Origin of the sequence: Halosimplex marinum (assembly GCF_051414075.1) — an archaeon.
Taxonomy (GTDB): Archaea; Halobacteriota; Halobacteria; order Halobacteriales; family Haloarculaceae; genus Halosimplex; species Halosimplex marinum.
In genome coordinates this window covers 1-19,287 of sequence record NZ_JBLKNY010000003.1, presented here as the reverse complement: position 1 = coordinate 19,287, position 19,287 = coordinate 1, and the positions used below count along the sequence as shown (strand labels likewise).

The window sequence follows — 19,287 nt, the reverse complement described above, 5'->3', positions numbered from 1 at the left end:
GGCTCCGGGCTCTCACTGGTGCTCGCGAGTTCGGTCCACGTCGGACCGCCGGCTCGACCGCTCGACACCGGGATTTTTGGGGATCGCTCCGTATTCGACTGTGTGGTTGGGACCGACCCGACGACTGGTGTCATCTGCGTCGGCGTGGACGGGGCGGACCGTCTCGTCGCCCGGCTCGACGCCGAACTGGACCGTTCGTCCGTCGGGGCGGTCCGGTCGCCGTCGGCCCTCGACGACCGGTCGCTCGGTGCCGACGCGCGTCTCGTCGCCGTCGTCGGCGAGGACGCGCTGGCCGTCGACGCGGTCGAGCGACTGGCGGACCGCGACCCTCCGGTCGTCGCCTTCGTCCCGCCGTCGGAGGGACTGGCCGACGCGGCGCTGGCGGCAGGCGCGACCGACGTCGTCACGGCGGCCGGTCCCGACCGATTCCCGGTGCTGGCCCACCGCCTCGAAACCGTCGGCCTGGACCCGGACACTGGTCGGTCCGACCGGGCGACCACGGCGGAGTTCGAAGCGCTCACGAACAACGACTCGTTCGCGATCCTCACAGTCGACGCGGAGAGCCGCGTCCAGTACGCCAGTCCCGCGACCGGGGACATCTTCGGCTACGAACCGGCCGCCCTCGAAGGCGAGCCGCTGACGACGATCATGCCCGAGCGGTTCCACGACGCCCACCACGAGGGGGTCGCTGCGTACCTTGCGAGCGGCGAGCGCTCGCTGGACTGGTCGTGGGTCGAACTGCCGGGCCGTCACCGCGACGGCACCGAGGTCCCGCTCGGGATCTCGTTCGGCGACACGGTGACCGACGACGGGCATCTGTTCAGTGCGGTCGTTCGGGATATGCGCGACCAGCGGGAGCGCGAGGCGCGGCTCGACCGGCTGGCGACGGCGGTCGAGGCCTCGATGGACGGCGTGGCGCTGCTGGACGCCGACGGGAGATACGAGTACGTCAACGCGGCCCACGCGGCCGTCTACGGGTACGACGACCCGGCGGCGCTGGAGGGCGAACACTGGCGGACGCTGTACGACGAGGCGGAGGTGGAGCGTCTCGAAGCCGAGGTGTTACCGACCGTCGACGACGATGGGGAGTGGCGCGGCGAGCTGACCGGTCGGCGGGCGGACGGGTCGACGTTCCCGCAGGAGATCTCGCTGACCAGGCTCGACGACGGCGGGCTGGTGTGTGTCGTCCGGGACATCACCGACCGGGTACGTCGGCGGGAGGAACTCCGGACCGAGCGGCGCTTCGTCGAGAGCATTCTCGACGCGCTCCCGGACGCCTTCTACGTGCTCGGGCTCGACGGGACCTTCCAGCGGTGGAACGACGAACTGAACGCGGTGACCGGCTACAGCGACGCCGAACTCGACGGTATGGACGCGCTGGACGTGATCCCGCAGTCGGACCGCGACCGGGTCGGAGCCGCGATCGCCGCCGTCCTGCACGAGCAGGAGACTCAGACCGTCGAGTCGGCGTTGCTGACGAAGCGGGGCGAGGAGATCCCCCACGAGTTCAGCGGCAGTCCGCTGCACGACGCCGACGGGGCGGTGACCGGCCTCGTCGGGATCGGGCGCGACGTCTCGGCGAAACGGTTGCGCGAGCAGCGGCTATCGGTGCTGTCGCGCGTACTCCGCCACAACGTCCGCAACCGGACGACGGTCATCCGCGGCCGGGCTCGGCAGGTCGCCGAGGCGGTCGCCGACCCCGACCTGACGGACGCCCTCGACGTGGTCGACCAGTCGGCTGCGGCCCTGGAGTCGACCAGCGAGCACGCTCGGCTGGCCGAGCGGCTCCTCCGCGACCGGGAGACCGAGCGACGGCCGATCGACCTCTGTCGGGTCGTCGCGGACGCGCTTGGTGCGACCGACACGACGGGGATCGACGTGACGACCGACCTGCCCGACGCGGCCACGGCGGTGGCGACGCCGCACGTCAGGCACGCGGTGGCTGAACTGGTGGCCAACGCGCGGCGCCACGTCGACGCGCCGACCGCGCGGATCGCGGTGACGGCGACCGACGAACGGGTCCGGATCCGCGTAGAAGACGACGGGCCCGGGATCCCCGCACACGAACGCGAGGCCGTCCGATCGGAGGAGGAGACGCCGCTCGACCACGGGACCGGAATCGGACTCTGGCTCGTCACCTGGATCACGAACGACGCCGGCGGGACGCTCGCGTTCGAGGAGAGTTCGCTCGGCGGGGCGGCGGTCGTGCTGTCGTTCCCGGCGGCATCGGACCGAGGCAACTGACGGCGGACGCGACCCGCCGGCTCTGAAATCGGGGTGGAAGACTGACTCACTCGATCCGCACCGGCTCGCCTCGCTCGGCCGACTCGTAGATGGCTTCGATGATCTCGACGGCCTTGCGCGCCTCGCTCGCGTCGAGCAAATACGGATCGCCGCTCGCGCGGGCGTCGAGGAAGTCGGCGATGTTGCGGCGGTGGTTGGCGTAGTCGATGCTCATCGGGTCGGCCGCGCCGCCGCCCGACTCCGTCTCGCCGAACCGCTCGCGGACCTCGGGGTCGTCGTCGCGCTCCTCGCGGAACTGCCAGGTGACGAGTTCGTCCTCCATGATCTCGGCGGTGCCGTCCCGGCCGGCGACCTGGAGCCGCTTCAGCGACCCGGGATACATCGAGGTCGCACCGAGGATCTGGCCGAGCGTGCCGTCCCGGTAGCGGAGGACGGCCACCGCCGAGTCCTCGACCTCCATGATGTCGTCGCCGTGGGCGCGACGTGCGGTGTAGGCGAACACCTCCTCGACGGGGTTGGCACTCGCGCCGCCCGCCTCGCCCGCGGCGTCGCCGTCCCCGCCGGCCCCGGCTGCGCTCGCGATCCACTGGATCGCGTCGACGCCGTGGATCGACTGGTTCATCAGCGCGCCGCCGCCGTCCAGGTCCTGAGTGCCCTGCCAGGCGCCGTCGTAGTAGTCGTCGTCGCGCCACCACGGGACGTAGGCGTTGGCGACCGAGAGGCCGCCGAACCGACCCTCCGCGGCGGCCGCCCGCAACTGGCGGACGACGGGGTTGTACCGCTGGTTGAAGATGCCGCCCAACCGGATCCCCGCCGCGTCGGCGGCCGCGACCATCTCGTCGATGCGGTCGGTCGTGATCTCCAGGGGTTTCTCGCAGAGCACGTCGACGCCGCGGTCGGCCGCGGCCAGCGCGGGTTCGAGGTGGGCGCCGCTGGGCGTGCAGATCGACAGCACGTCCACGTTTTCGGCGTCGAGCATCGCCTCGGTGTCCGCGTACCAGGTGCAGTCGTACTCGTCGGCGAACTCGCGGCCCCGCTCCTCGGTCCGGCAGGAACCCGCAACGAGTTCGGCCCCGTCGATGTCGGCGATCGATTCGGCGTGCATCGACGCGACGGCGCCGATCCCGGCGATCGCGATGCGGTCTGTCATGTCCCGGGGTTCTCGACGCCCCGGCAAAAAACCATCCGAGCGGGCGAGCCGTGCCTCGAACGCGCGGCGACGGGCGGAGGTCGCCACCCCGCGACCCGCCGCGTTCGCGCCCGCGGCCCACCGCGCTCCCCCGATCCGGCCGTAGCCGCCGCATACCGGACCGAAGGCGGGCCGTTTTTACCCTTCGGCCCGGTCGAGTCGGGACGAACGAATGGTCCTCGAACCGCTCCGGCGGGCGAAGCGCCAGGTCGTCGACGACCTGCGCGCCGACCCGTACCTCCCCTACATCCTGCTGGCCGCCCTCCTGCTGTCGTCGTTCTGGATCTGGCATCGCCTGCCCAACTTCGCGACGCGCGACGAGCGGTGGCGCGTGGTCGACCCCGTCGAGGTGCTGGCGACCGTCCTCGACGACCCGCGGCCCGGGTCGGTCTCCGAGGGCGTCGGCTACTGGCGGACCTACGGCTCGGCGATGTACCTCTCCGCGCTCGCCCTGATCCCGGTGCTGGTCGTCGCTCTCGCGACGGACGCCCTGCCGGCGTTCGCCGACATGGGTCGCCACCTCGACGTGGGCTTCTGGACCCACTGGCTGCGGACGCCCGCGTGGATATGGACCTGGAGCGTCCTGCCCGTCCGGCTGGCGAACGTCGCGATGGCGGTCGGCTGCGTCTATCTCTGCTACCGCATCGGGACCGTCCTCCGGGACCGCGCGACCGGCCGGCTGGCCGCCGCCCTGCTGACGGTCACCTGGGCGCTGCTCATCCTCGCTCACGAGGGCGGCGAGGACGTGCCATCCCTCTTTTTCCTCCTGCTGTCGCTGTACTTCGCGGTCCGGTACGTCGAGACGGGCGTCGACCGGCTGTTCTACTGGGGGGCGCTGGCCGGCGGCGTCTCCATCGCGTTCAAACTCTCGGGGGGGGTCAGCGCGGTGATGCTCGGCGTCGCGCACCTCCAGCGCGCCCGCCGCTCCGAAGACGGTTTCGTGAACGGGGCCGTCCGCCCGCGGTTTCTCGCGACGGGCGTCCTGATCGGGGTCGTCACCATCGGCGCGGGCTACCCGAGCATCCTCTTCGGCGCGCCAGCGGAGTTCGCCGGCCGGCTCGCCCGCGCGTTCGGGTCGAAGTCCGAGCCCCACGGCTGGCTCGTCCAGCCGAGCTGGTGGTGGATCCTCCGGAGCTACCTCCACGGCGTCGGCCTCCCGCTGGCCGTGGCCCTCGTCGGGGGCGCGCTCGCGGCGCTCCGGCGGGTCCGCGAGGACTCGCTGGCCGCCGACGGCCTGCGGATGGCGCTGGTCGGCGTCGGCGTCTACCTGGCGGTGTTCTCCTCGTGGCGCTACGTCCGCACCCACCACCTCCTGCCGGTGGCCGCGCTGCTGGTCGTCGTCCTCGCGGTCGGGCTCGCCCGCCTCCGCGACCGCCGCCCAGCGGTCGGCCGGGCGGTCGTCGCCGTCCTGCTCGTCACCAGCGCCGTCTACGCCGGCACCGGGACGCTCGCCTACGCCTCACAGCCGCGCGACCAGGCCGTCGACTACCTGCGGAGCGAAGCGGGGGCGAACGACACCATCGAGACCTACACCAACGACCCGCAGGACGCGGCCGTGCCCCACACCGACCGCGTCGAGGCCCGCTTCGGCGTCGGCGCGGACAGCTTCGAGTTCCGCTGTCCGGAGTACGTCGTCCTCAACTACCACAAGTCGATCCTCTATCTCGCCCCCGACAGCTGGGGCAAGCGGGCGGAGGTCCTCTCGAACGACGCGGTGGAGGAGCACGTCCGCACGCTCCTCGCGGAGGACACCTACCCCTACGAGATCGCCGGCGAGTACGGCCGGGAGCCGAGGTTCCTTGACGGGAAGGGCCGCGCGCCGATGTACCAGCGGCTCCTCAGAGTGAGCGTCCGCCCGCGAACGATCCAGTACGGCGACCCCCAGGACATGGGCGTCGACCAGTACACCGTCGTCCTCCGCCGGACTGGCCCCTGCGAGACGTGAGGCCGACGGTCGGTTCTGACCGCCGACGCGGTGCCGCTCCCGCGAGTGTGCGTGAACCTCGGGATAACGGGGTTTAAGCGGGCGCGTTCGCTAGCGACGGGTACATGAGCGACAGCGAGTACGACGTGGTCGTGGTCGGCGGCGGCCCGGCGGGGCTGACGGCCGCGCTCTACACGACGCGGCTGGGGCTGGACACCGCCCTGGTCGACCGCGGCGGCGGCCGCGCCGCGATGATGCAGGACACCCACAACGTCATCGGCGTCACCGAGGAGACCAGCGGCGTCGAGTTCCTCGAAACGGCGAAAGAACAGGTCGCCTCCTACGGCGCCGACGTGCATCGTGACTTCGTCGAGGAGGTCGAGCGGGTGGACGACGGGTCATTCGTCCTCGAAGGTGAGGACGGCGAGTACACAGCCGGCAACGTCGTCCTGGCGACGGGCTTCTCGGACGTGCGGCCGGACCCGCCGCTGCCGCCGACCGGCCGCGGGCTCCACTACTGCCTGCACTGCGACGCCTACATGTTCGTCGACGAGCCCGTCTACGTGATGGGAACCGGCGACTCGGCAGCCTACGTCGCGATGATCATGCTGAACTTCACCGACGACGTGGACGTGCTACTGCGGGGCGACGACCCCGAGTGGAGCGCGGACACCGCGGAGATGCTGGACAACCACCCCGTCGACGTGGTCGAGGAAGAGATCACCGCGGCCAACCGCGACGACGGCGGCTGGCTCGAATCGTTCGAGTTCGAAGACGGCACCGTTCGGGAGTACCGCGGCGGCTTCCCGATGCTCGGTTCGGAGTACAACACCGACCTCCACGAGTCGCTGGGCTGCGAGATCACCGACGACGGGACGGTCGCCGTCGACGACCACGGCCGCACCAGCGTCGACGGCGTCTACGCGGTCGGCGACGTGACCCCCGGCCACAACCAGATCCCCGTCGCGATGGGCCAGGGCGCCAAGGCCGGCATCGCCATCCACATGGACGAACGGGAGTTCCCCCGGTCGACCGAGGCCATCGACGAACTCGGTCCGGTCTCCTCGGGCGACGTGCCGGCGGTCTCCGAGGAACTGCTCGCGACGGCTATCGCCCACGAGGGCCACGCCGGCGGGCCGCGGGTCGAAGCGGACGAGGGCGGCGAGCAGCCCGCGGACGACGAACAGCCCGCTGACGACGACTGATACGGATTATTGCAAGACATTCCGGGATCGAACGCACGACTGCGTGCGGTCGACCCGGTAAACGCGTGCAATAATCCGTATGAGCGGCACCTGCGGTTTTCCCGGGCTCACGGCTCGGAGTCGATCCCGTAGACGTGGTCGACGCCGAGGTAGACGAACCACACCATCCAGACGGTGAAGATGACCAGCCACGCGCCGTACTGGACGTAGGGGTGTGGGACGACGACGTAGGCGACGAACAGCAGGGCCGCGGCGCTGACGGCCGCTGCCACGTTGTACCGCGTCGGCGCCAGGGCGTCCGCGAGCAACTCGCGCATCGGGCGTAGCGTTCGGCCTCGGGTCACATTACTGTTTGCGGCCGCTCGGAGATGGATCCGCGCCGGCGGATCGGTCTCACTCGCACTGTGCTTCGGCGACCAGGTCCAGCAGTTCGCGCACGTCGCGCTGTGACCCGATCCGAACGTCCGCGGCCGTCTCGCGCTGGCCGACCAGGATCCCGACTCCGTCGAGCGACCCGCTCTCCCCGTCCAGCACGCGGAACGCGTCCTCGTCGGTCACGTCGTCGCCGACGTAGAGGGGGAGCCAGCCGTCGGGCGCCGCCTCGGCCAGCCGCTCGACGGCCCGGCCCTTGTCCCAGTCGACGGCGGGGCGGATCTCGCGGATGGCCTTGCCGTCGCGGATCTCCATGGCGGGGCCGCCGGCGCTCATCGCCTCTTCGACCGTCTCCCTGACGACGCGCTCCACTTCGGGGACCCGGTCGTCGGGCACGTCGCGGACGTGGACCGTCGCGGTGAGGTCCTTGTCCTCGATCCCGACGCCGGGGACGTGCGCGAGTTGATCGTCGAGGCGGTCGCAGACCCGCGCGACGGCGTCAGCGCTCCGGCGGGCGTCGGAGGCGACCGACCGCTCGCCGTCGACCCAGCGTTCGAGACCGTGGTTGCCGGCGTAGGCGATCCCGTCGATCCCGACGCGGTCGCGCAGGTCGGAGAGTTCGCGGCCGCTGACGACCGCGACGCGGACGGACTCGCACTCGCGGAGGGCGACGAGGCGCTCGCCCAGCGGCGCGGGCATCGCGGCGGCGTCGGGGTCGTCGACGATGGGGGCGAGCACTCCATCGAAGTCAAGACAGCAGACGACGCCGGGGGCGGCGGCGAGCCGGTCGGCGACGCCCTCGCGGGCGAGCCACAGCGGCGTCGCGTCAGTGGTCTGCACGGGTGGGGACACCCCCGTCGGGCCGCGCGACGCGGGCGACCGCGCCGAGCACGTCCCCGAGCCAGGCGTCGAGGTCGCCGTCCTCGACGCCGTCGGCCAGGGCGTTCGCGCGGCGGCGCCGCTGGCGGTCGGGCATCGAGAGGGCGTCGTCGAGCGCGGCGGCGAACCCCTCGGTGTCGTGCGGGCGCACGGAGACGGCCCACTCGCCGAGTTCGTCGTGGACGCCGGCCTGGTCGCTGAGGACGAGCACCCCCGGGTCGTCGCTCTGGGCGGCGACGTACTCCTGGGCGACGAGGTTCATCCCGTCGCGGACGGGGCTGACGACCGCCAGGTCGGCCTCGCGGTAGAGTCCGGCGAGCCCCTCGTTCGAGATCATGTCCGTCGTGTAGACGACCGGCCGCCAGTCGTCGGTCGCGAAGCGGTCGTTGACCCGCTCGACGGCCGCCTCGACGCGGTCCTGGTAGTCCGCGTAGGCCGGGATGGCCGACCGGCTCTCCGTGCCGACCTGGACGAACGTGAACTCGCCGCGGTAGTCGGGCTGTTCCGCGAAGAGCCGCTCGACGGCGTCGAGGCGCTGGACGATCCCCTTGGTGTAGTCGAGGCGGTCGACGCCGATCCCGAGGCGCGTGTCGCGGTCGATGCCCCTGTTCTTCCGGAAGGCGGCGCGGAACCCCGTGGCTTCCGTGCTGTCGGCCTGCTCGCGGATGCGGTCGACGGGGACGCCCATCGGCGCGGCCCTGACCGCCGTCGTCCGGCCGCGGTAGTCGACGGTCCCGGCGTCGACGTCGACGGTCGTCCCGTCGAGCCCCCGGTCGGCGCTCCGCAGGAAGTTCTCGCAGTACCGCGGGACGTGGAAGACGAGCAGGTCGTTGCCGAGCAGCCCGTCGAGGAGGGCCTCGCGGTTGGGGCAGGCCCGGAACGTGTCCCAGCTGGGCCACGGAATGTGCCAGGTGTGTGCGAGCGTCGGATCGCCGTCGCGGTCGGTCCCGTCGCGGGCGACGCCGTCGCCCCCGCTCCCGGTCCGCTCGCGGACCTGCCGGGGCGCGAGCGCGAGGTGGTAGTCGTGGAGCCAGACGAGGGGGTCGCCGTCGGCGGCGGCGCTCGCCATCGCGTCGGCGAACTGGTCGTTGACCCGGCGGTAGTCCCCCCAGGCGTCGCCGCAACTCTCGACGGTACCCAGCGCGGCGTGACACAGCGGCCACAGCACCCGATTGGCCATCCCGTAGTAGTAGCCCTCGACCTCGTCGTCGTCGAGCCACAGCCGGCGGAGGGTGTAGGTCCCGTCGGCGTCGGCCGCGGCGGCGGGTCCCGCGCTGCCCTCGCCGCCCTCGTCGGGCGGCACGGTGACGGTGTCGTCGCCGTCGACGACGGCCTCGTCGGCCTCGCCGTCCCCCCAGGCGATCCACGTGCCGTCGACGCGCCGCATGACCGCGTCGAGGCCGGCGGTCAGCCCCCCGGCCGGGCGGTCGACCGTCACCTCGCCGCCCTCGTAGTCGTGTCTGTACGGTTGTCGGTTCGAGGCGACGACGATGTCGTCGCCGGTCGCCGCCAGGAGTCGGTCGAGGTCGGCCTCGACCCGGTCCGCACGCAGGTGTGTCCTCGCCATGTCAGCTACCCGCTCTTGCCCCGCCACGGGGGTATGGCCGCGGCTTGCACCTGCGAGTGTCACCCGGATCGTCACGCTTCCGGAAATCGAGGAGTAGAACGGGGTCTATCCCGCCGACGCGTCGGTCGTGTCGCCGTCACTCGCGGCCGTCTCCCCGGCCCGCCGACGGATCTCCCGGACCCGCTCGGGGATCGGCGGGTGGGTGTAGTGGAACGTCTCGTAGAGCGGGTGCGGGAAGGGATTCGAGAGGTTCTCGCTGGCGAGGCGGGTGAGCGCGTCGACCATCGGCTCGCCGTCGCCCATCACCTCGACGGCGAAGGCGTCGGCCTCCCGCTCGTGGGCCAGCGAGAGCCTGTTCTCGATGGGGCTGGTCAGCCGCGTGAGCGGCTGGAGCACGAGCCCGGCCAGTAGCAGGCCGGCGTAGAGCGGCTTGCCGGCGCCCGTCGCGAGCCCGAACATCTCGTAGAGCCACGGCCCGGTCACGAGCTGGTAGGCGACGAACAGGACGATCCCCATCTGGACCGCCGAGGCGCCGACGCGCTTCCAGATGTGGGCCTTCTTCCAGTGGGCGAGTTCGTGGGCGAGCACGCCCTGGAGCTCCTCGGTCTCCATCTGCTCGACCAGCGTGTCGAAGAGGACGACGCGCTTGGTCGCGCCGAAGCCGACGAAGTAGGCGTTGGAGTGGCCGCTGCGCCGGCTGGCGTCCATCACGTAGATCTGCGAGCACTCGAAGCCCGCGCGGTCGAACACGTCCGTGACGGCGTCGCGGAGTTCCCCCTCCTCGACGGGCTCGAAGTCGTTGAACAGCGGCGCGATCACCCGGGGGTAGATCACCATCATCGCCAGCGAGAAGGCCACGAACAGCGCCCAGGCGCCGACCCACCACAGCGCCGGGAACGCCGCGACGACCCACATGACCGCCGCCCCGATGACGGCGGTGAAGGCGAGCGCGACGGCGAGGCCGACGACCTTGTCGCGGACCCAGAGTTTCGGCGACGCCTCGTTGAACCCGAAGATTTCCTCGACGACGAAGGTGTCGAAGCAGTCGAAGGGCAGCGAGGAGACCTGGAGGACGGCCACGGCGCCGAGGAAGAAGACGACGCCGGAGGGCACGGTACCGAAGCCGAGCGACTCGACGGCGGCGACGGCGTCGGCCAGCAGGCCCGAGTACAGTACCAGCAGGACCAGCCCGAGTCCGACCCACGACTCCAGCTGGGCGGCCCCGGTCGTCGCGCGCTGGTAGCCGAGCAGCTCGTCGGTGTCGTCGACGTCGAGGCGGTCGTCGAACCACTCGGCCTCCCGGGTGACCGCCGCGGCGCCGTGGCGGACGTTCAGCGCCGCGAGCCAGGTGAAAAACGCCTCCGTCCCGACCAGCAGGGCGAGGAAGGCGACGTGAAACGCGAGCATACCGGCCGATACGGGAGCGGCCCATTAAATCCCCTCGCCCGCCGCCTCACCGACCCGCCGGACGGGGCCGCCGTCGTCGCCGGGTCGCGGAATTCGACCGTTCGGCAGTCCGACAGGGCGACCACTCGGCCCCGCAACGGGCCGTCGCTCCCCGGTGGGCCGATTCAGGGGACCTTACCGGGTTGTTCCTATCCAAAGGTAACCTTATGGAGCAACAATCCCGCTAGAGAGATGACTAATGAGCAACAACGAGCCGAATCCCCAGACACGGAAGAAGAACCGTGACTGGTGGCCGAACTCGCTGGACCTGAGTGCCCTCGACCAGAACGCGCGCGACGCCGGACCCTACGACGACGACTTCGACTACGCCGAGGCGTTCCAGGAACTCGACCTCGACGAGGTGAAGTCCGACATCGAGGAGGCGATCACGACGCCCAAAGAGTGGTGGCCGGCCGACTACGACCACTACGGCCCCCTCATGATCCGCATGGCGTGGCACAGCGCCGGGACCTACCGCGCCTACGACGGCCGCGGCGGCGCGGCCGGCGGGCGACAGCGCTTCGCGCCGATCAACAGCTGGCCCGACAACGCCAACCTCGACAAGGCGCGGCGCCTGCTCCAGCCGGTCAAGCAGAAGTACGGCCGCAACCTCTCGTGGGCCGACCTGATCGTCCTGGCGGGCAACGTCGCCATCGAGTCGATGGGCTTCAAGACGTTCGGCTTCGGCGGCGGCCGCGAGGACGCCTTCGAGCCCGACGAGGCCGTCGACTGGGGGCCCGAACAGGAGTGGGAGGCCGACGACCGCTTCGAGGAGCCCGGCGGGATCCAGGAGGGGCTCGGCGCCTCCGTCATGGGCCTCATCTACGTGAACCCCGAGGGCCCGAAGGGCGAGCCCGACCCGGAGGCCTCCGCGAAGAACATCCGGCAGACGTTCTCGCGGATGGCGATGGACGACAGGCAGACGGCCGCGCTGATCGCCGGCGGCCACACCTTCGGGAAGGTCCACGGCGCCGACAACCCCGACGAGGCCCACGACCCCGAGCCCGAGGCGGCCCCCATCGAGAACATGGGGCTGGGCTGGCAGGACGGCGAGACCGCCGCCGAGGAGGGCGTCACGACCAGCGGCATCGAGGGTCCCTGGACGCAGAACCCGACCTGGTGGGACATGGGCTACGTCGACAACCTGCTCGACTACGAGTGGGAGCCCGAGAAGGGGCCCGGCGGCGCCTGGCAGTGGACGCCCAAGGACGGCGAACTCGAGGGCTCGGCCCCCGACGCGCTGGACGACGACGAGCGGGACACCCCCATGATGCTCACGACGGACATCGCGCTGAAGCGCGACCCCGACTACCGCGAGATCATGGAGGACTTCCAGGAGAGCCCGATGGAGTTCGGGATGGCCTTCGCCGAGGCCTGGTACAAGCTGACCCACCGCGACATGGGTCCGCCCGAGCGCCTGCTCGGCCCCGAGGTGCCCGACGAGACGAAGATCTGGCAGGACCCGCTGCCCGACCGGGACTTCGACCTCATCGACGATGAGCAGGTCGAAGAGCTCAAGGCCGAGATCCTCGACAGCGACCTCTCCCGGTCGCAGTTGGTCAAGACCGCGTGGGCCTCGGCGTCGACCTACCGCGACAGCGACAAGCGCGGCGGCGCCAACGGCGCCCGCGTCCGGCTGGAGCCCCAGCGTAGCTGGGAGGTCAACGAGCCGGCCGAGCTGGAGACGGCGCTGGAGACCTACGAGTCGATCCAGGCGGAGTTCAACGAGGCCCAGGACGACGACACCCGCGTCTCGCTGGCTGATCTCATCGTGCTGGGCGGCAACGCGGCCGTCGAACAGGCTGCCGCCGACGCCGGCTACGACGTGACGGTGCCGTTCGAGCCCGGCCGCGTCGACGCGACGGCCGAGGAGACCGACGCCGACTCCTTCGAGGCGCTCAAGCCGAAGACCGACGGGTTCCGCAACTACGTCGCGGACGACGTCGACCGCCCGGTCGAGCAACTGCTGGTCGACAGGGCGGACCTGCTCGACCTGAGCGCCGAGGAGATGACGGCGCTGGTCGGCGGGATGCGCGCGCTGGGCGCGACCTACCAGGACTCGGAGCTGGGCGTGTTCACGGACCGGCCGGGCACGCTGACCAACGACTTCTTCGTCAACCTGCTCGACATGGGCACCGAGTGGGAGCCCGCCGACGGCGCCGACCAGGTCTACGAGGGCTACGACCGCGACACGGGCGAACTGGAGTGGGAGGGGACCCGCTTCGACCTCATCTTCGGGTCGAACTCCCGGCTGCGCGCCATCGCGGAGGTGTACGGCTCCGAGGACGGCGAGGAAGAACTCGTCGAAGACTTCGTCGACGCCTGGAGCACGGTCATGCGGGCCGACCGCTTCGACCTGAAGTGACCGCGCCCCGAACGCTTCGACTCGAAGTGACCGCGACCCGTCCCATCTGAACCCCGACCGGGATTTTCCTTCCGTTTTCCGACGCCGCCGGACGATCCGGAGTGGCTTTGCGCGCACCGCCCGTAGCCGCGCGCATGAGCGACGACGACCTCCACTGCGAGACTTGCGAACGGTCGGTCCCTCGCGAGTCGGCCATCCGCAGCGAGACCATCGCCGACCTCGACCCGACGAAGTGGCAGGCGCTGTGCTGTCCGGACTGCGGGCGGAAACTCAAGACCGTCTTCGTCGCGCGCGAGCGACTGGAGTGACTGTGGGCGCGCTACAGCGACTTCCGCATGACCGTCGCGCTCGCCGGACACAGCTCCGCGAACTGCTCGGTGGTCCGGAGCGCCGCCGGTACGTCCTCGCGTTCGACCGATTCGTAGCCCAGCCCGGCGAAAAAGTCGCTCGCGGTCGTGGTGAGCAGGAAGAGCCGGTCGACGCCGGCGTCGCTGGTCTCCCGTTCGATCCCGTCGACGACGGCGGCACCGTAGCCCGATCCCTGGTGCTCGGGCTCGACCGCGACCGACCGGAGCAGGCCGTCGCGCCCGTGGCGTTCGAGGCCGCCGACGCCGACCCGCTCGCCGGCCGCGCGTGCGACGTAGCAGTCGACGGCGTCGCGTCCCAGGTCGTCGGTCGGCAGGCCGGCGCCGGCCAGGACCGATTCGACGTACTCGGCGGACCCGTCCGTCGGGTCGAGCGTGACGACGGGTTCGACCATGCGGGGACGTTCCGCCGCCGACGCAAAGACGTTTGCCGCCGTCGGGGGGCATCCGCCGCCGTCAGGGAGGCGGCCCCCGCCGAACCCCACCCGGCCTTCCGGCTTCCCCACGGCTTAGTGGGTGGCGACCCCAGATCGGAGCGCTATGGCTGAGGACGTACACAACGAGAGCGACACGTTCGACATCGGCGGGGAGCTGACGGTCCACCGCCTGGGCTTCGGCGCGATGCGACTGACAGGGGAAGATATCATCGGCCGCCCCGACGACGAGGAGACCGCGCGCGAGGTCGTCCACCGCGCGGTCGAACTCGGCGTCGACTTCATCGACACCGCGGACTCCTACGGCCCGGGCGTCAGCGAGCGGATCCTCAACGAGGCGCTGGCCGAGGTCGACGCCGACCCCGTGGTCGCGTCGAAGGCCGGCCTGTTGCGCCACCGCGACGGCGAGTGGCCGACACACGGCGACCCGCAGTTCCTCCACAATCAGGTGCTCTGCAGCCTCGACCGGCTGGGCGTCGACAGCATCGACCTCTACCAGTTCCACCGGCCGGACCCCGACACGGACTTCGAGGACTCCGTCCACGCGTTCGCCGAGATGAAAGACGCCGGGCAGGTCGACCACGTGGGCCTGTCGAACGTCACCGTCGACCAGCTGGATCTGGCCCGCGACATCGTCGACATCGCGACGGTCCAGAACCAGTACAACGTCGCCTACCGCGACGACGAGGACGTACTGGCCGCCTGTGAGGAGTACGACGTGGGCTTCATCCCGTGGGGTCCGCTCTACACGGTCGACGACGAGGGCGTCGCGGGCGTCCTCGACGAGGTGGGCGAGGCCCGCGGCGCCAGCCGCCGCCAGGTCGCGCTCGCGTGGCTGCTCGAACACTCCGACGTGACCCTGCCCATCCCCGGCACCTCCAGCGTCGACCACCTCGAATCGAACGTCGCCGCCTCGCAGGTGGAACTCACCGACGAGGACCTGGCGAAGCTGAACGACATCGACCCGCAGTAGGGCCGTCGCTGGCGGGCTTCGAGTGCGTTTTTCGGATTTCGCGACCGCGAGCGGCGGCGCGGTCGCTCGGTGGCGTGTGCCGGCGGCGCACTGACGGCGCTGTCGCTCCGCGGAACGATAGTGCGGTACCACCGACGGCGCCGTCGCTCGTCGGTGAGTGAGTAGTAGATTCCGGGGTCAGCCCGTCGCTGACGCCGTCGGAGTCAGCGACTTACTGTCGGGTGAGGTTCGACGCGCGCGGGCCCTTGTCGGCCTGCTCGATGTCGAACTCGACTTCCTCGCCCTCTTCGAGGTCGGGGCCGCCGATGTCTTCCATGTGGAAGAAGACGTCCTCGTCCTCCTCGTCGGTGTCGATGAAGCCGTAGCCGCCAGTGTCGTTGAAGAAGTCGACTTTACCGGAGGCCATTAGAGGCGCTCCAGGTTGGTCGCTCGCGGGCCCTTGTCGGCCTGCTCGATGTCGAACTCCACTTCCTGTCCCTCTTCGAGGTCCGGACCGCCCACGTCCTCCATGTGGAAGAAAACGTCGTCGTCAGCGTCCTCAGTCTCGATGAAACCGTAACCGCCCGTGTCGTTGAAGAAATCAACCTTACCGGATGCCATTGCGACTAAACACAGAGGCGGGGGATGTATAAGCATTCCGAGAGAACCGTTACCACGACCCGTCACGGAACCGGGATCGGGGATTCTCAGCCGCGTGAGAGTCGTGGTGGCGGGGGGATCGCAAGCGGGCGAGGGGTTTTTATCGAGCGGGGCGGAGTAACTGGTAATGAGCGACGCCGGGGAACCGCTGTACGTCGGCGCGGCCTGGTCCGAGGGGTCGTGGTTCGCGGTGGCGTTCGACCGCGAGGGGTTCGACCACGCCGCGGTCTTCGCGGAGGTGGGCGACCTGTGGGTCCGCTACGAGGAGACCGCCGAGCGCGTGCTCGTGGACGTGCCGGTCGGGCTCGTCGAGGAGGGCGAGGAGGGACGCCGCTGTGACGAGCTCGCGCGGCGCGTGCTCGGGCCGATGAGCGACGCGGTCGTCACGCCGCCGGTGCGGGAGGCGACGCGCAAACGCCGGTATCCCGCCGCCCAGCGAGTCAACGAGCGCAAGGCCGGGCGGGGCATCTCCGAGCGGGCGTTCGAACTGAGCGACGCCATCGTCGCCGTCGACGAACTCCTCCAGAACGTCCCGGAGGCCAGGGCGGCGTTCGCGGAGAGCCACCCCGAGGTCTGTTTCCGCGCGTTCGCGGGCGAGCCGCTGGAACACGGGACGGCCTACGCCGCGGGGTACGCCGAGCGGATGCGGACGCTCGCCCACCACGACCGCGACGCGCCGCCGGTCGTCCAGGCCGCCGCCGAGGCCACTGAAGGTCACGAGGTTACCGTCGCCGACGTACTCGACGGGGTCGCGCTGGCCTACACCGCCGCCCCCGGGGAGGGCGACCTCCGGACGCTCCCGGCGGACCCGCCGACCGACGCTGCCGGCCTGCCGATGGCCATCACGTACCGCGCCGACGGCCCGCTCGTGACCGAGTGAGCCCGCCTCCCCTCAGGCGGTTCGGCGCGCCGCCCGAGCACTTTTTCCGCTGCCGCGCGAAGGGGTGTCATGGGTTACACCTGGCAGTACTACGACCTGGTCTTGCTCGGCGTGGTCGCCAGTATGGGCGCGGGCGTCGCGGTCGCGGCGCTCACGTCGGTCGCGGCGACCACGTCGGTGTTCGCCGCGGGCCTCGTCGCCGTCGCGCTCATCGGCCACGGCCTGTTCGTCAACGGCCCCGTCGACGGGGCCGACGACCTCACCGACGAGGTCGACGCGCTGAACTGACCGGAACCCTCCCGGTCGGCGTTCCGATCGGCGCCCAGTTGGTGACCGGTCCGCCGGCGACACGCAACGATCCGGCGACAAGGATATCGTATCGGCGAACCAACAGGGTGTCCATGGAGCACGAGATCTCCCACAGGCCGTCGTACGCGCAGCTGACGCTCGACCTCGGTCCCGGCGAGTCCGTCCGCTCGGAGGCGGGTGCGATGGTGAGCAAGTCGCCGTCGGTCGAGGTGGAGACCAGCGCCGAGGGCGGCATCTTCAAGTCCATCTCGCGGTCGCTGTTCGGCGGCGAGTCCTTTTTTATGAATGCGTTCTCGGCGCCCGACGGCGGGGAGATCCAGCTGGCGCCGGCCCTGTCGGGCGACGTGCAACACCACGAACTCGCCGACGAGACGCTGTACGTCCAGTCGTCGTCGTTCTTGGCCTCCGACCCGACGGTCGAGGTGGACACCGAGTTCGGCGGCGCGAAGACCTTCTTCGGCGGCGAGGGGCTGTTCCTGCTCAGGCTGTCGGGGACCGGGCCCGTCTTCCTGTCGAGCTACGGCGCCATCGACGAGCACGAGGTGACGAGCGACGAGTCGTTCGTCGTCGACACGGGCCACATCGTCGCCTTCGAGGAGTCGCTGTCGTTCGACGTGCGGAAGGTCGGCGGGCTGAAGTCGACGCTGTTCAGCGGCGAGGGGCTGGTCTGCGAGTTCTCCGGCGAGGGGACCGTCTGGACCCAGACCCGTAGCCCCGACGCGTTCCTCTCGTGGCTGATCCCGAAGATCCCCCAGCGCAACACCACCACGACGACCACGTGACCGGGTGGCGTCGCGGCCGGGGCGCGAGCCGCCCGGAGCCGCGGCCTGCGCGTAGCCGTCAGACCGGTCACGCGGTCGGTGGATCCCGCACAATCGTTATGACAGGGCCGTCCGAACAGGTGGACATGAGCGAACGAGCCGAACTCGACTCGGAGTCGCTGGCGTCGCGCGTCGTGGCCGCGGGCGTGGTCGAACTGTCCGTGCGCGACGAGACGCCGGCCCACGCCGGCGAGATCCGGCGGGCGTGCAACGACGCGATGGACGCGGTCGAGGGGGAGGTCCTCGGCACGGTGACCGAAGCGGAGGTGGCGCGGACGCTGAACGAACTCGAGGCCGACGGCGTCGTCGAGGGCGCGCGGGTGGACGCGTCGCCCGCCGGCAAGGGCCGGCCGAACTACCGGCTGGTGCCGCCCGCCGACGCGGTCCGCGCGGCGCTGGCCGACGACGACCGCACCGCGGAACTGGCGGAGCGGCTCGGCTCGCTCGACTCCTGACCGTTCTCCCCCCGCGACTCCGCCGAGTACGACCCCGGGCCGGCACAAGACCCATGTGTCGTCGGGTTGACGACCCGGTGTATGCTCGAAGCTGAACTCGAAGTGTGTACGGACTGTGGCGTGGTACACATGGAGGGCGGCCCGGCGCCGACGAACGTCAGCGAGTGTTCGGCCTGCGGCGGCCGCGTCAGGGACGTGGAACTCGACGACCTCGTCGGCCTGTAGGATCCGCGACTCCGGCGTCGCCGCGGTCGCGCGGCCCGGACCCCTCCCGGCCCTTCGTTCGCAAGCGAGGGGGTTTCGACCGGCCGCGGCGAACCCCCTCGCATGGGCATCTTCGACACGGTCAGGGACGTGCTCGTCCCGGACAACGAACCCGGTGTCCGCTACGAGTGCGCCGACTGCGGCGAGCGGTTCGACGACGCCCGGGCCGACTGCCCGAACTGCGGCGGCACCGACATCAAGGAGGTCGAGGGATTCGACGCTGCGCCGGACACCTGACGGCGCGGCGGTCGTCCGCGACGGCCGGGGATCCCTCGACGGCTATCGCCCGGCCGTGTTCTCGCTGCCGACGTGGGTCGGGTCGTGTCCGTGACGCGCCTCGCCGCCGTAGCGGAGCCCCTCCTCCGACCAGGTGCCGGTGTGCCGGCCGGGTTCCGTGTCCGGCCACTGGCTGGATTCGGCGGCGCCGCGCGAGCGCCCGGAGCTGTCCTCCGGACCGCCCCGTGACTGCTGGCGCCCTCCCGACTGCTGGCCGCCCCGCGTCGGCTGTCCGGGTCGCCCGCCCGTCCGCTGGCTGTGCTGTTGCCGGCTCTGGACTTTCCCCCCGCGCTGCTGTGACCCTTGCTCGCTCGGGCGGTGGTCCGGGCTGCTGGCGGTCCGGTCGCTGCCCCCTCGGTGCCCGCCGGTCCCCTGCTGTCCGCCCTGTCGATAGTTCTGCTCGCTCGGACTGTGTTGCGGGCTGCTGGCCGTCCCGGAGTGTGACCCCTGTTGGCTGTGGTGCCGTGACTGCTGGCCGGGGTGCTGTGACTGCTGACCAGTCTGCTGTTGAGACTGCCGGCCGGCCTGCTGGGGGGGTTGCTGGCCGGTGTGTTGTTGAGGTTGCTGGCCGGTGTGTTGTTGAGGTTGCTGGCCGGTGTGTTGTTGAGGTTGCTGGCCGGTGTGTTGTTGAGGTTGCTGGCCGGTGTGTTGTTGAGGTTGCTGGCCGGTGTGTTGTTGAC

21 protein-coding genes are annotated in these 19,287 nt (G+C 70.8%); 12 read left to right on the top strand and 9 right to left on the bottom strand.

The annotated features are described in order from the left end of the window. Positions 1–102 precede the first annotated feature (102 nt). Entirely contained in the window at positions 103–2,244 is a 2,142-nt protein-coding gene (locus ACMGFI_RS01115) for a PAS domain S-box protein (protein ID WP_436906747.1), read from the top strand. Between the two features lie 46 nt (positions 2,245–2,290). Here the strand turns inward: ACMGFI_RS01115 and ACMGFI_RS01110 are convergent, their stop codons facing one another. Then, on the bottom strand, positions 2,291–3,394 hold the full coding sequence (locus tag ACMGFI_RS01110; RefSeq protein ID WP_436906746.1) for a Gfo/Idh/MocA family protein: 1,104 nt from the start codon (positions 3,392–3,394) through the stop codon (positions 2,291–2,293). Positions 3,395–3,605: 211 nt separating this feature from the next. Here ACMGFI_RS01110 and ACMGFI_RS01105 point away from each other — a divergent pair, with 211 nt between their 5' ends. Next, the gene (locus ACMGFI_RS01105; protein ID WP_436906745.1) at positions 3,606–5,378 is read left to right on the top strand and encodes an ArnT family glycosyltransferase; all 1,773 of its coding nucleotides are present in this window, start codon (positions 3,606–3,608) and stop codon (positions 5,376–5,378) included. Positions 5,379–5,482: 104 nt separating this feature from the next. Then, the gene (locus ACMGFI_RS01100) at positions 5,483–6,562 is read left to right on the top strand and encodes an NAD(P)/FAD-dependent oxidoreductase (protein ID WP_436906744.1); all 1,080 of its coding nucleotides are present in this window, start codon (positions 5,483–5,485) and stop codon (positions 6,560–6,562) included. Positions 6,563–6,669: 107 nt separating this feature from the next. Here ACMGFI_RS01100 and ACMGFI_RS01095 read toward each other — a convergent pair whose 3' ends face one another. The 4 genes from ACMGFI_RS01095 to ACMGFI_RS01080 form a co-directional block, all read right to left on the bottom strand. Then, on the bottom strand, positions 6,670–6,879 hold the full coding sequence (locus tag ACMGFI_RS01095; protein WP_436906743.1) for a hypothetical protein: 210 nt from the start codon (positions 6,877–6,879) through the stop codon (positions 6,670–6,672). Positions 6,880–6,955: 76 nt separating this feature from the next. Next, complete coding sequence (otsB, locus tag ACMGFI_RS01090) at positions 6,956–7,774, bottom strand: trehalose-phosphatase (RefSeq protein ID WP_436906742.1); 819 nt, start codon at positions 7,772–7,774, stop codon at positions 6,956–6,958. Beyond that, positions 7,761–9,380 carry an alpha,alpha-trehalose-phosphate synthase (UDP-forming) gene (locus ACMGFI_RS01085; RefSeq protein WP_436906741.1) on the bottom strand — a complete coding sequence of 540 codons (1,620 nt, stop codon included), beginning with the start codon at positions 9,378–9,380 and terminating at the stop codon, positions 7,761–7,763. The genes otsB and ACMGFI_RS01085 overlap by 14 nt, the downstream gene beginning before the upstream one ends. A gap of 105 nt (positions 9,381–9,485) precedes the next feature. Then, the gene (locus ACMGFI_RS01080) at positions 9,486–10,787 is read right to left on the bottom strand and encodes a M48 family metallopeptidase (protein WP_436906739.1); all 1,302 of its coding nucleotides are present in this window, start codon (positions 10,785–10,787) and stop codon (positions 9,486–9,488) included. 238 nt (positions 10,788–11,025) lie between these two features. On the opposite strand from ACMGFI_RS01080, the gene katG reads away from it, so the two are divergent. Next, positions 11,026–13,191: a catalase/peroxidase HPI gene (katG, locus tag ACMGFI_RS01075; protein ID WP_436906738.1), complete on the top strand. Its 2,166-nt coding sequence runs from the start codon at positions 11,026–11,028 to the stop codon at positions 13,189–13,191. Positions 13,192–13,325: 134 nt separating this feature from the next. After that, positions 13,326–13,499 carry a hypothetical protein gene (locus ACMGFI_RS01070; RefSeq protein WP_436906736.1) on the top strand — a complete coding sequence of 58 codons (174 nt, stop codon included), beginning with the start codon at positions 13,326–13,328 and terminating at the stop codon, positions 13,497–13,499. Positions 13,500–13,510: 11 nt separating this feature from the next. Here ACMGFI_RS01070 and arsN2 read toward each other — a convergent pair whose 3' ends face one another. Beyond that, complete coding sequence (gene arsN2 / locus ACMGFI_RS01065; protein WP_436906735.1) at positions 13,511–13,951, bottom strand: arsenic resistance N-acetyltransferase ArsN2; 441 nt, start codon at positions 13,949–13,951, stop codon at positions 13,511–13,513. 145 nt (positions 13,952–14,096) lie between these two features. On the opposite strand from arsN2, the gene ACMGFI_RS01060 reads away from it, so the two are divergent. Further along, entirely contained in the window at positions 14,097–14,963 is an 867-nt protein-coding gene (locus tag ACMGFI_RS01060; protein WP_436906733.1) for an aldo/keto reductase, read from the top strand. 211 nt (positions 14,964–15,174) lie between these two features. On the opposite strand, the gene ACMGFI_RS01055 is transcribed toward ACMGFI_RS01060, so the two are convergent. Both ACMGFI_RS01055 and ACMGFI_RS01050 read right to left on the bottom strand, forming a co-directional pair. Continuing rightward, positions 15,175–15,369: a cold-shock protein gene (locus ACMGFI_RS01055; protein WP_436906732.1), complete on the bottom strand. Its 195-nt coding sequence runs from the start codon at positions 15,367–15,369 to the stop codon at positions 15,175–15,177. Then, positions 15,369–15,563, bottom strand: a complete 195-nt coding sequence (locus tag ACMGFI_RS01050; protein WP_006883278.1) for a cold-shock protein — start codon at positions 15,561–15,563, stop codon at positions 15,369–15,371. Before ACMGFI_RS01050 ends, ACMGFI_RS01055 begins: the two co-directional genes overlap by 1 nt. 166 nt (positions 15,564–15,729) lie before the next feature. On the opposite strand from ACMGFI_RS01050, the gene ACMGFI_RS01045 reads away from it, so the two are divergent. The 6 genes from ACMGFI_RS01045 (at position 15,730) to ACMGFI_RS01020 (ending at position 18,568) form a co-directional block, all read left to right on the top strand. Further along, entirely contained in the window at positions 15,730–16,482 is a 753-nt protein-coding gene (locus ACMGFI_RS01045) for a DUF429 domain-containing protein (RefSeq protein WP_436906731.1), read from the top strand. A 69-nt stretch (positions 16,483–16,551) separates the two neighbouring features. Next, entirely contained in the window at positions 16,552–16,770 is a 219-nt protein-coding gene (locus tag ACMGFI_RS01040) for a DUF8015 family protein (protein ID WP_436906730.1), read from the top strand. 113 nt (positions 16,771–16,883) lie between these two features. Further along, the gene (locus ACMGFI_RS01035; protein ID WP_436906729.1) at positions 16,884–17,573 is read left to right on the top strand and encodes a TIGR00266 family protein; all 690 of its coding nucleotides are present in this window, start codon (positions 16,884–16,886) and stop codon (positions 17,571–17,573) included. A gap of 125 nt (positions 17,574–17,698) precedes the next feature. Then, positions 17,699–18,067, top strand: coding sequence for a Cdc6/Cdc18 family protein (locus tag ACMGFI_RS01030; protein ID WP_436906728.1), 369 nt, complete (start codon positions 17,699–17,701; stop codon positions 18,065–18,067). 81 nt (positions 18,068–18,148) lie between these two features. Next, positions 18,149–18,292, top strand: coding sequence for a hypothetical protein (locus ACMGFI_RS01025; protein WP_167837420.1), 144 nt, complete (start codon positions 18,149–18,151; stop codon positions 18,290–18,292). 102 nt (positions 18,293–18,394) lie between these two features. Beyond that, positions 18,395–18,568: a DUF7129 domain-containing putative zinc-binding protein gene (locus ACMGFI_RS01020; protein WP_436906727.1), complete on the top strand. Its 174-nt coding sequence runs from the start codon at positions 18,395–18,397 to the stop codon at positions 18,566–18,568. 42 nt (positions 18,569–18,610) lie between these two features. On the opposite strand, the gene ACMGFI_RS01015 is transcribed toward ACMGFI_RS01020, so the two are convergent. Beyond that, a partial coding sequence (locus ACMGFI_RS01015; protein WP_436906726.1) for a hypothetical protein occupies positions 18,611–19,287 on the bottom strand: 677 nt, incomplete at its 5' end.

Coding starts and splice junctions, on each gene's coding strand:
- ACMGFI_RS01110 (WP_436906746.1), bottom strand. CDS start 3,394: ATGACAGACCGCATCGCGATCGCCGGGATCGGCGCCGTCGCGTCGATG.
- ACMGFI_RS01105 (WP_436906745.1), top strand. CDS start 3,606: ATGGTCCTCGAACCGCTCCGGCGGGCGAAGCGCCAGGTCGTCGACGAC.
- ACMGFI_RS01100 (WP_436906744.1), top strand. CDS start 5,483: ATGAGCGACAGCGAGTACGACGTGGTCGTGGTCGGCGGCGGCCCGGCG.
- ACMGFI_RS01095 (WP_436906743.1), bottom strand. CDS start 6,879: ATGCGCGAGTTGCTCGCGGACGCCCTGGCGCCGACGCGGTACAACGTG.
- ACMGFI_RS01085 (WP_436906741.1), bottom strand. CDS start 9,380: ATGGCGAGGACACACCTGCGTGCGGACCGGGTCGAGGCCGACCTCGAC.
- ACMGFI_RS01080 (WP_436906739.1), bottom strand. CDS start 10,787: ATGCTCGCGTTTCACGTCGCCTTCCTCGCCCTGCTGGTCGGGACGGAG.
- katG (WP_436906738.1), top strand. CDS start 11,026: ATGAGCAACAACGAGCCGAATCCCCAGACACGGAAGAAGAACCGTGAC.
- ACMGFI_RS01070 (WP_436906736.1), top strand. CDS start 13,326: ATGAGCGACGACGACCTCCACTGCGAGACTTGCGAACGGTCGGTCCCT.
- arsN2 (WP_436906735.1), bottom strand. CDS start 13,951: ATGGTCGAACCCGTCGTCACGCTCGACCCGACGGACGGGTCCGCCGAG.
- ACMGFI_RS01060 (WP_436906733.1), top strand. CDS start 14,097: ATGGCTGAGGACGTACACAACGAGAGCGACACGTTCGACATCGGCGGG.
- ACMGFI_RS01055 (WP_436906732.1), bottom strand. CDS start 15,369: ATGGCCTCCGGTAAAGTCGACTTCTTCAACGACACTGGCGGCTACGGC.
- ACMGFI_RS01050 (WP_006883278.1), bottom strand. CDS start 15,563: ATGGCATCCGGTAAGGTTGATTTCTTCAACGACACGGGCGGTTACGGT.
- ACMGFI_RS01045 (WP_436906731.1), top strand. CDS start 15,730: ATGAGCGACGCCGGGGAACCGCTGTACGTCGGCGCGGCCTGGTCCGAG.
- ACMGFI_RS01040 (WP_436906730.1), top strand. CDS start 16,552: ATGGGTTACACCTGGCAGTACTACGACCTGGTCTTGCTCGGCGTGGTC.
- ACMGFI_RS01035 (WP_436906729.1), top strand. CDS start 16,884: ATGGAGCACGAGATCTCCCACAGGCCGTCGTACGCGCAGCTGACGCTC.
- ACMGFI_RS01030 (WP_436906728.1), top strand. CDS start 17,699: ATGAGCGAACGAGCCGAACTCGACTCGGAGTCGCTGGCGTCGCGCGTC.
- ACMGFI_RS01025 (WP_167837420.1), top strand. CDS start 18,149: ATGCTCGAAGCTGAACTCGAAGTGTGTACGGACTGTGGCGTGGTACAC.
- ACMGFI_RS01020 (WP_436906727.1), top strand. CDS start 18,395: ATGGGCATCTTCGACACGGTCAGGGACGTGCTCGTCCCGGACAACGAA.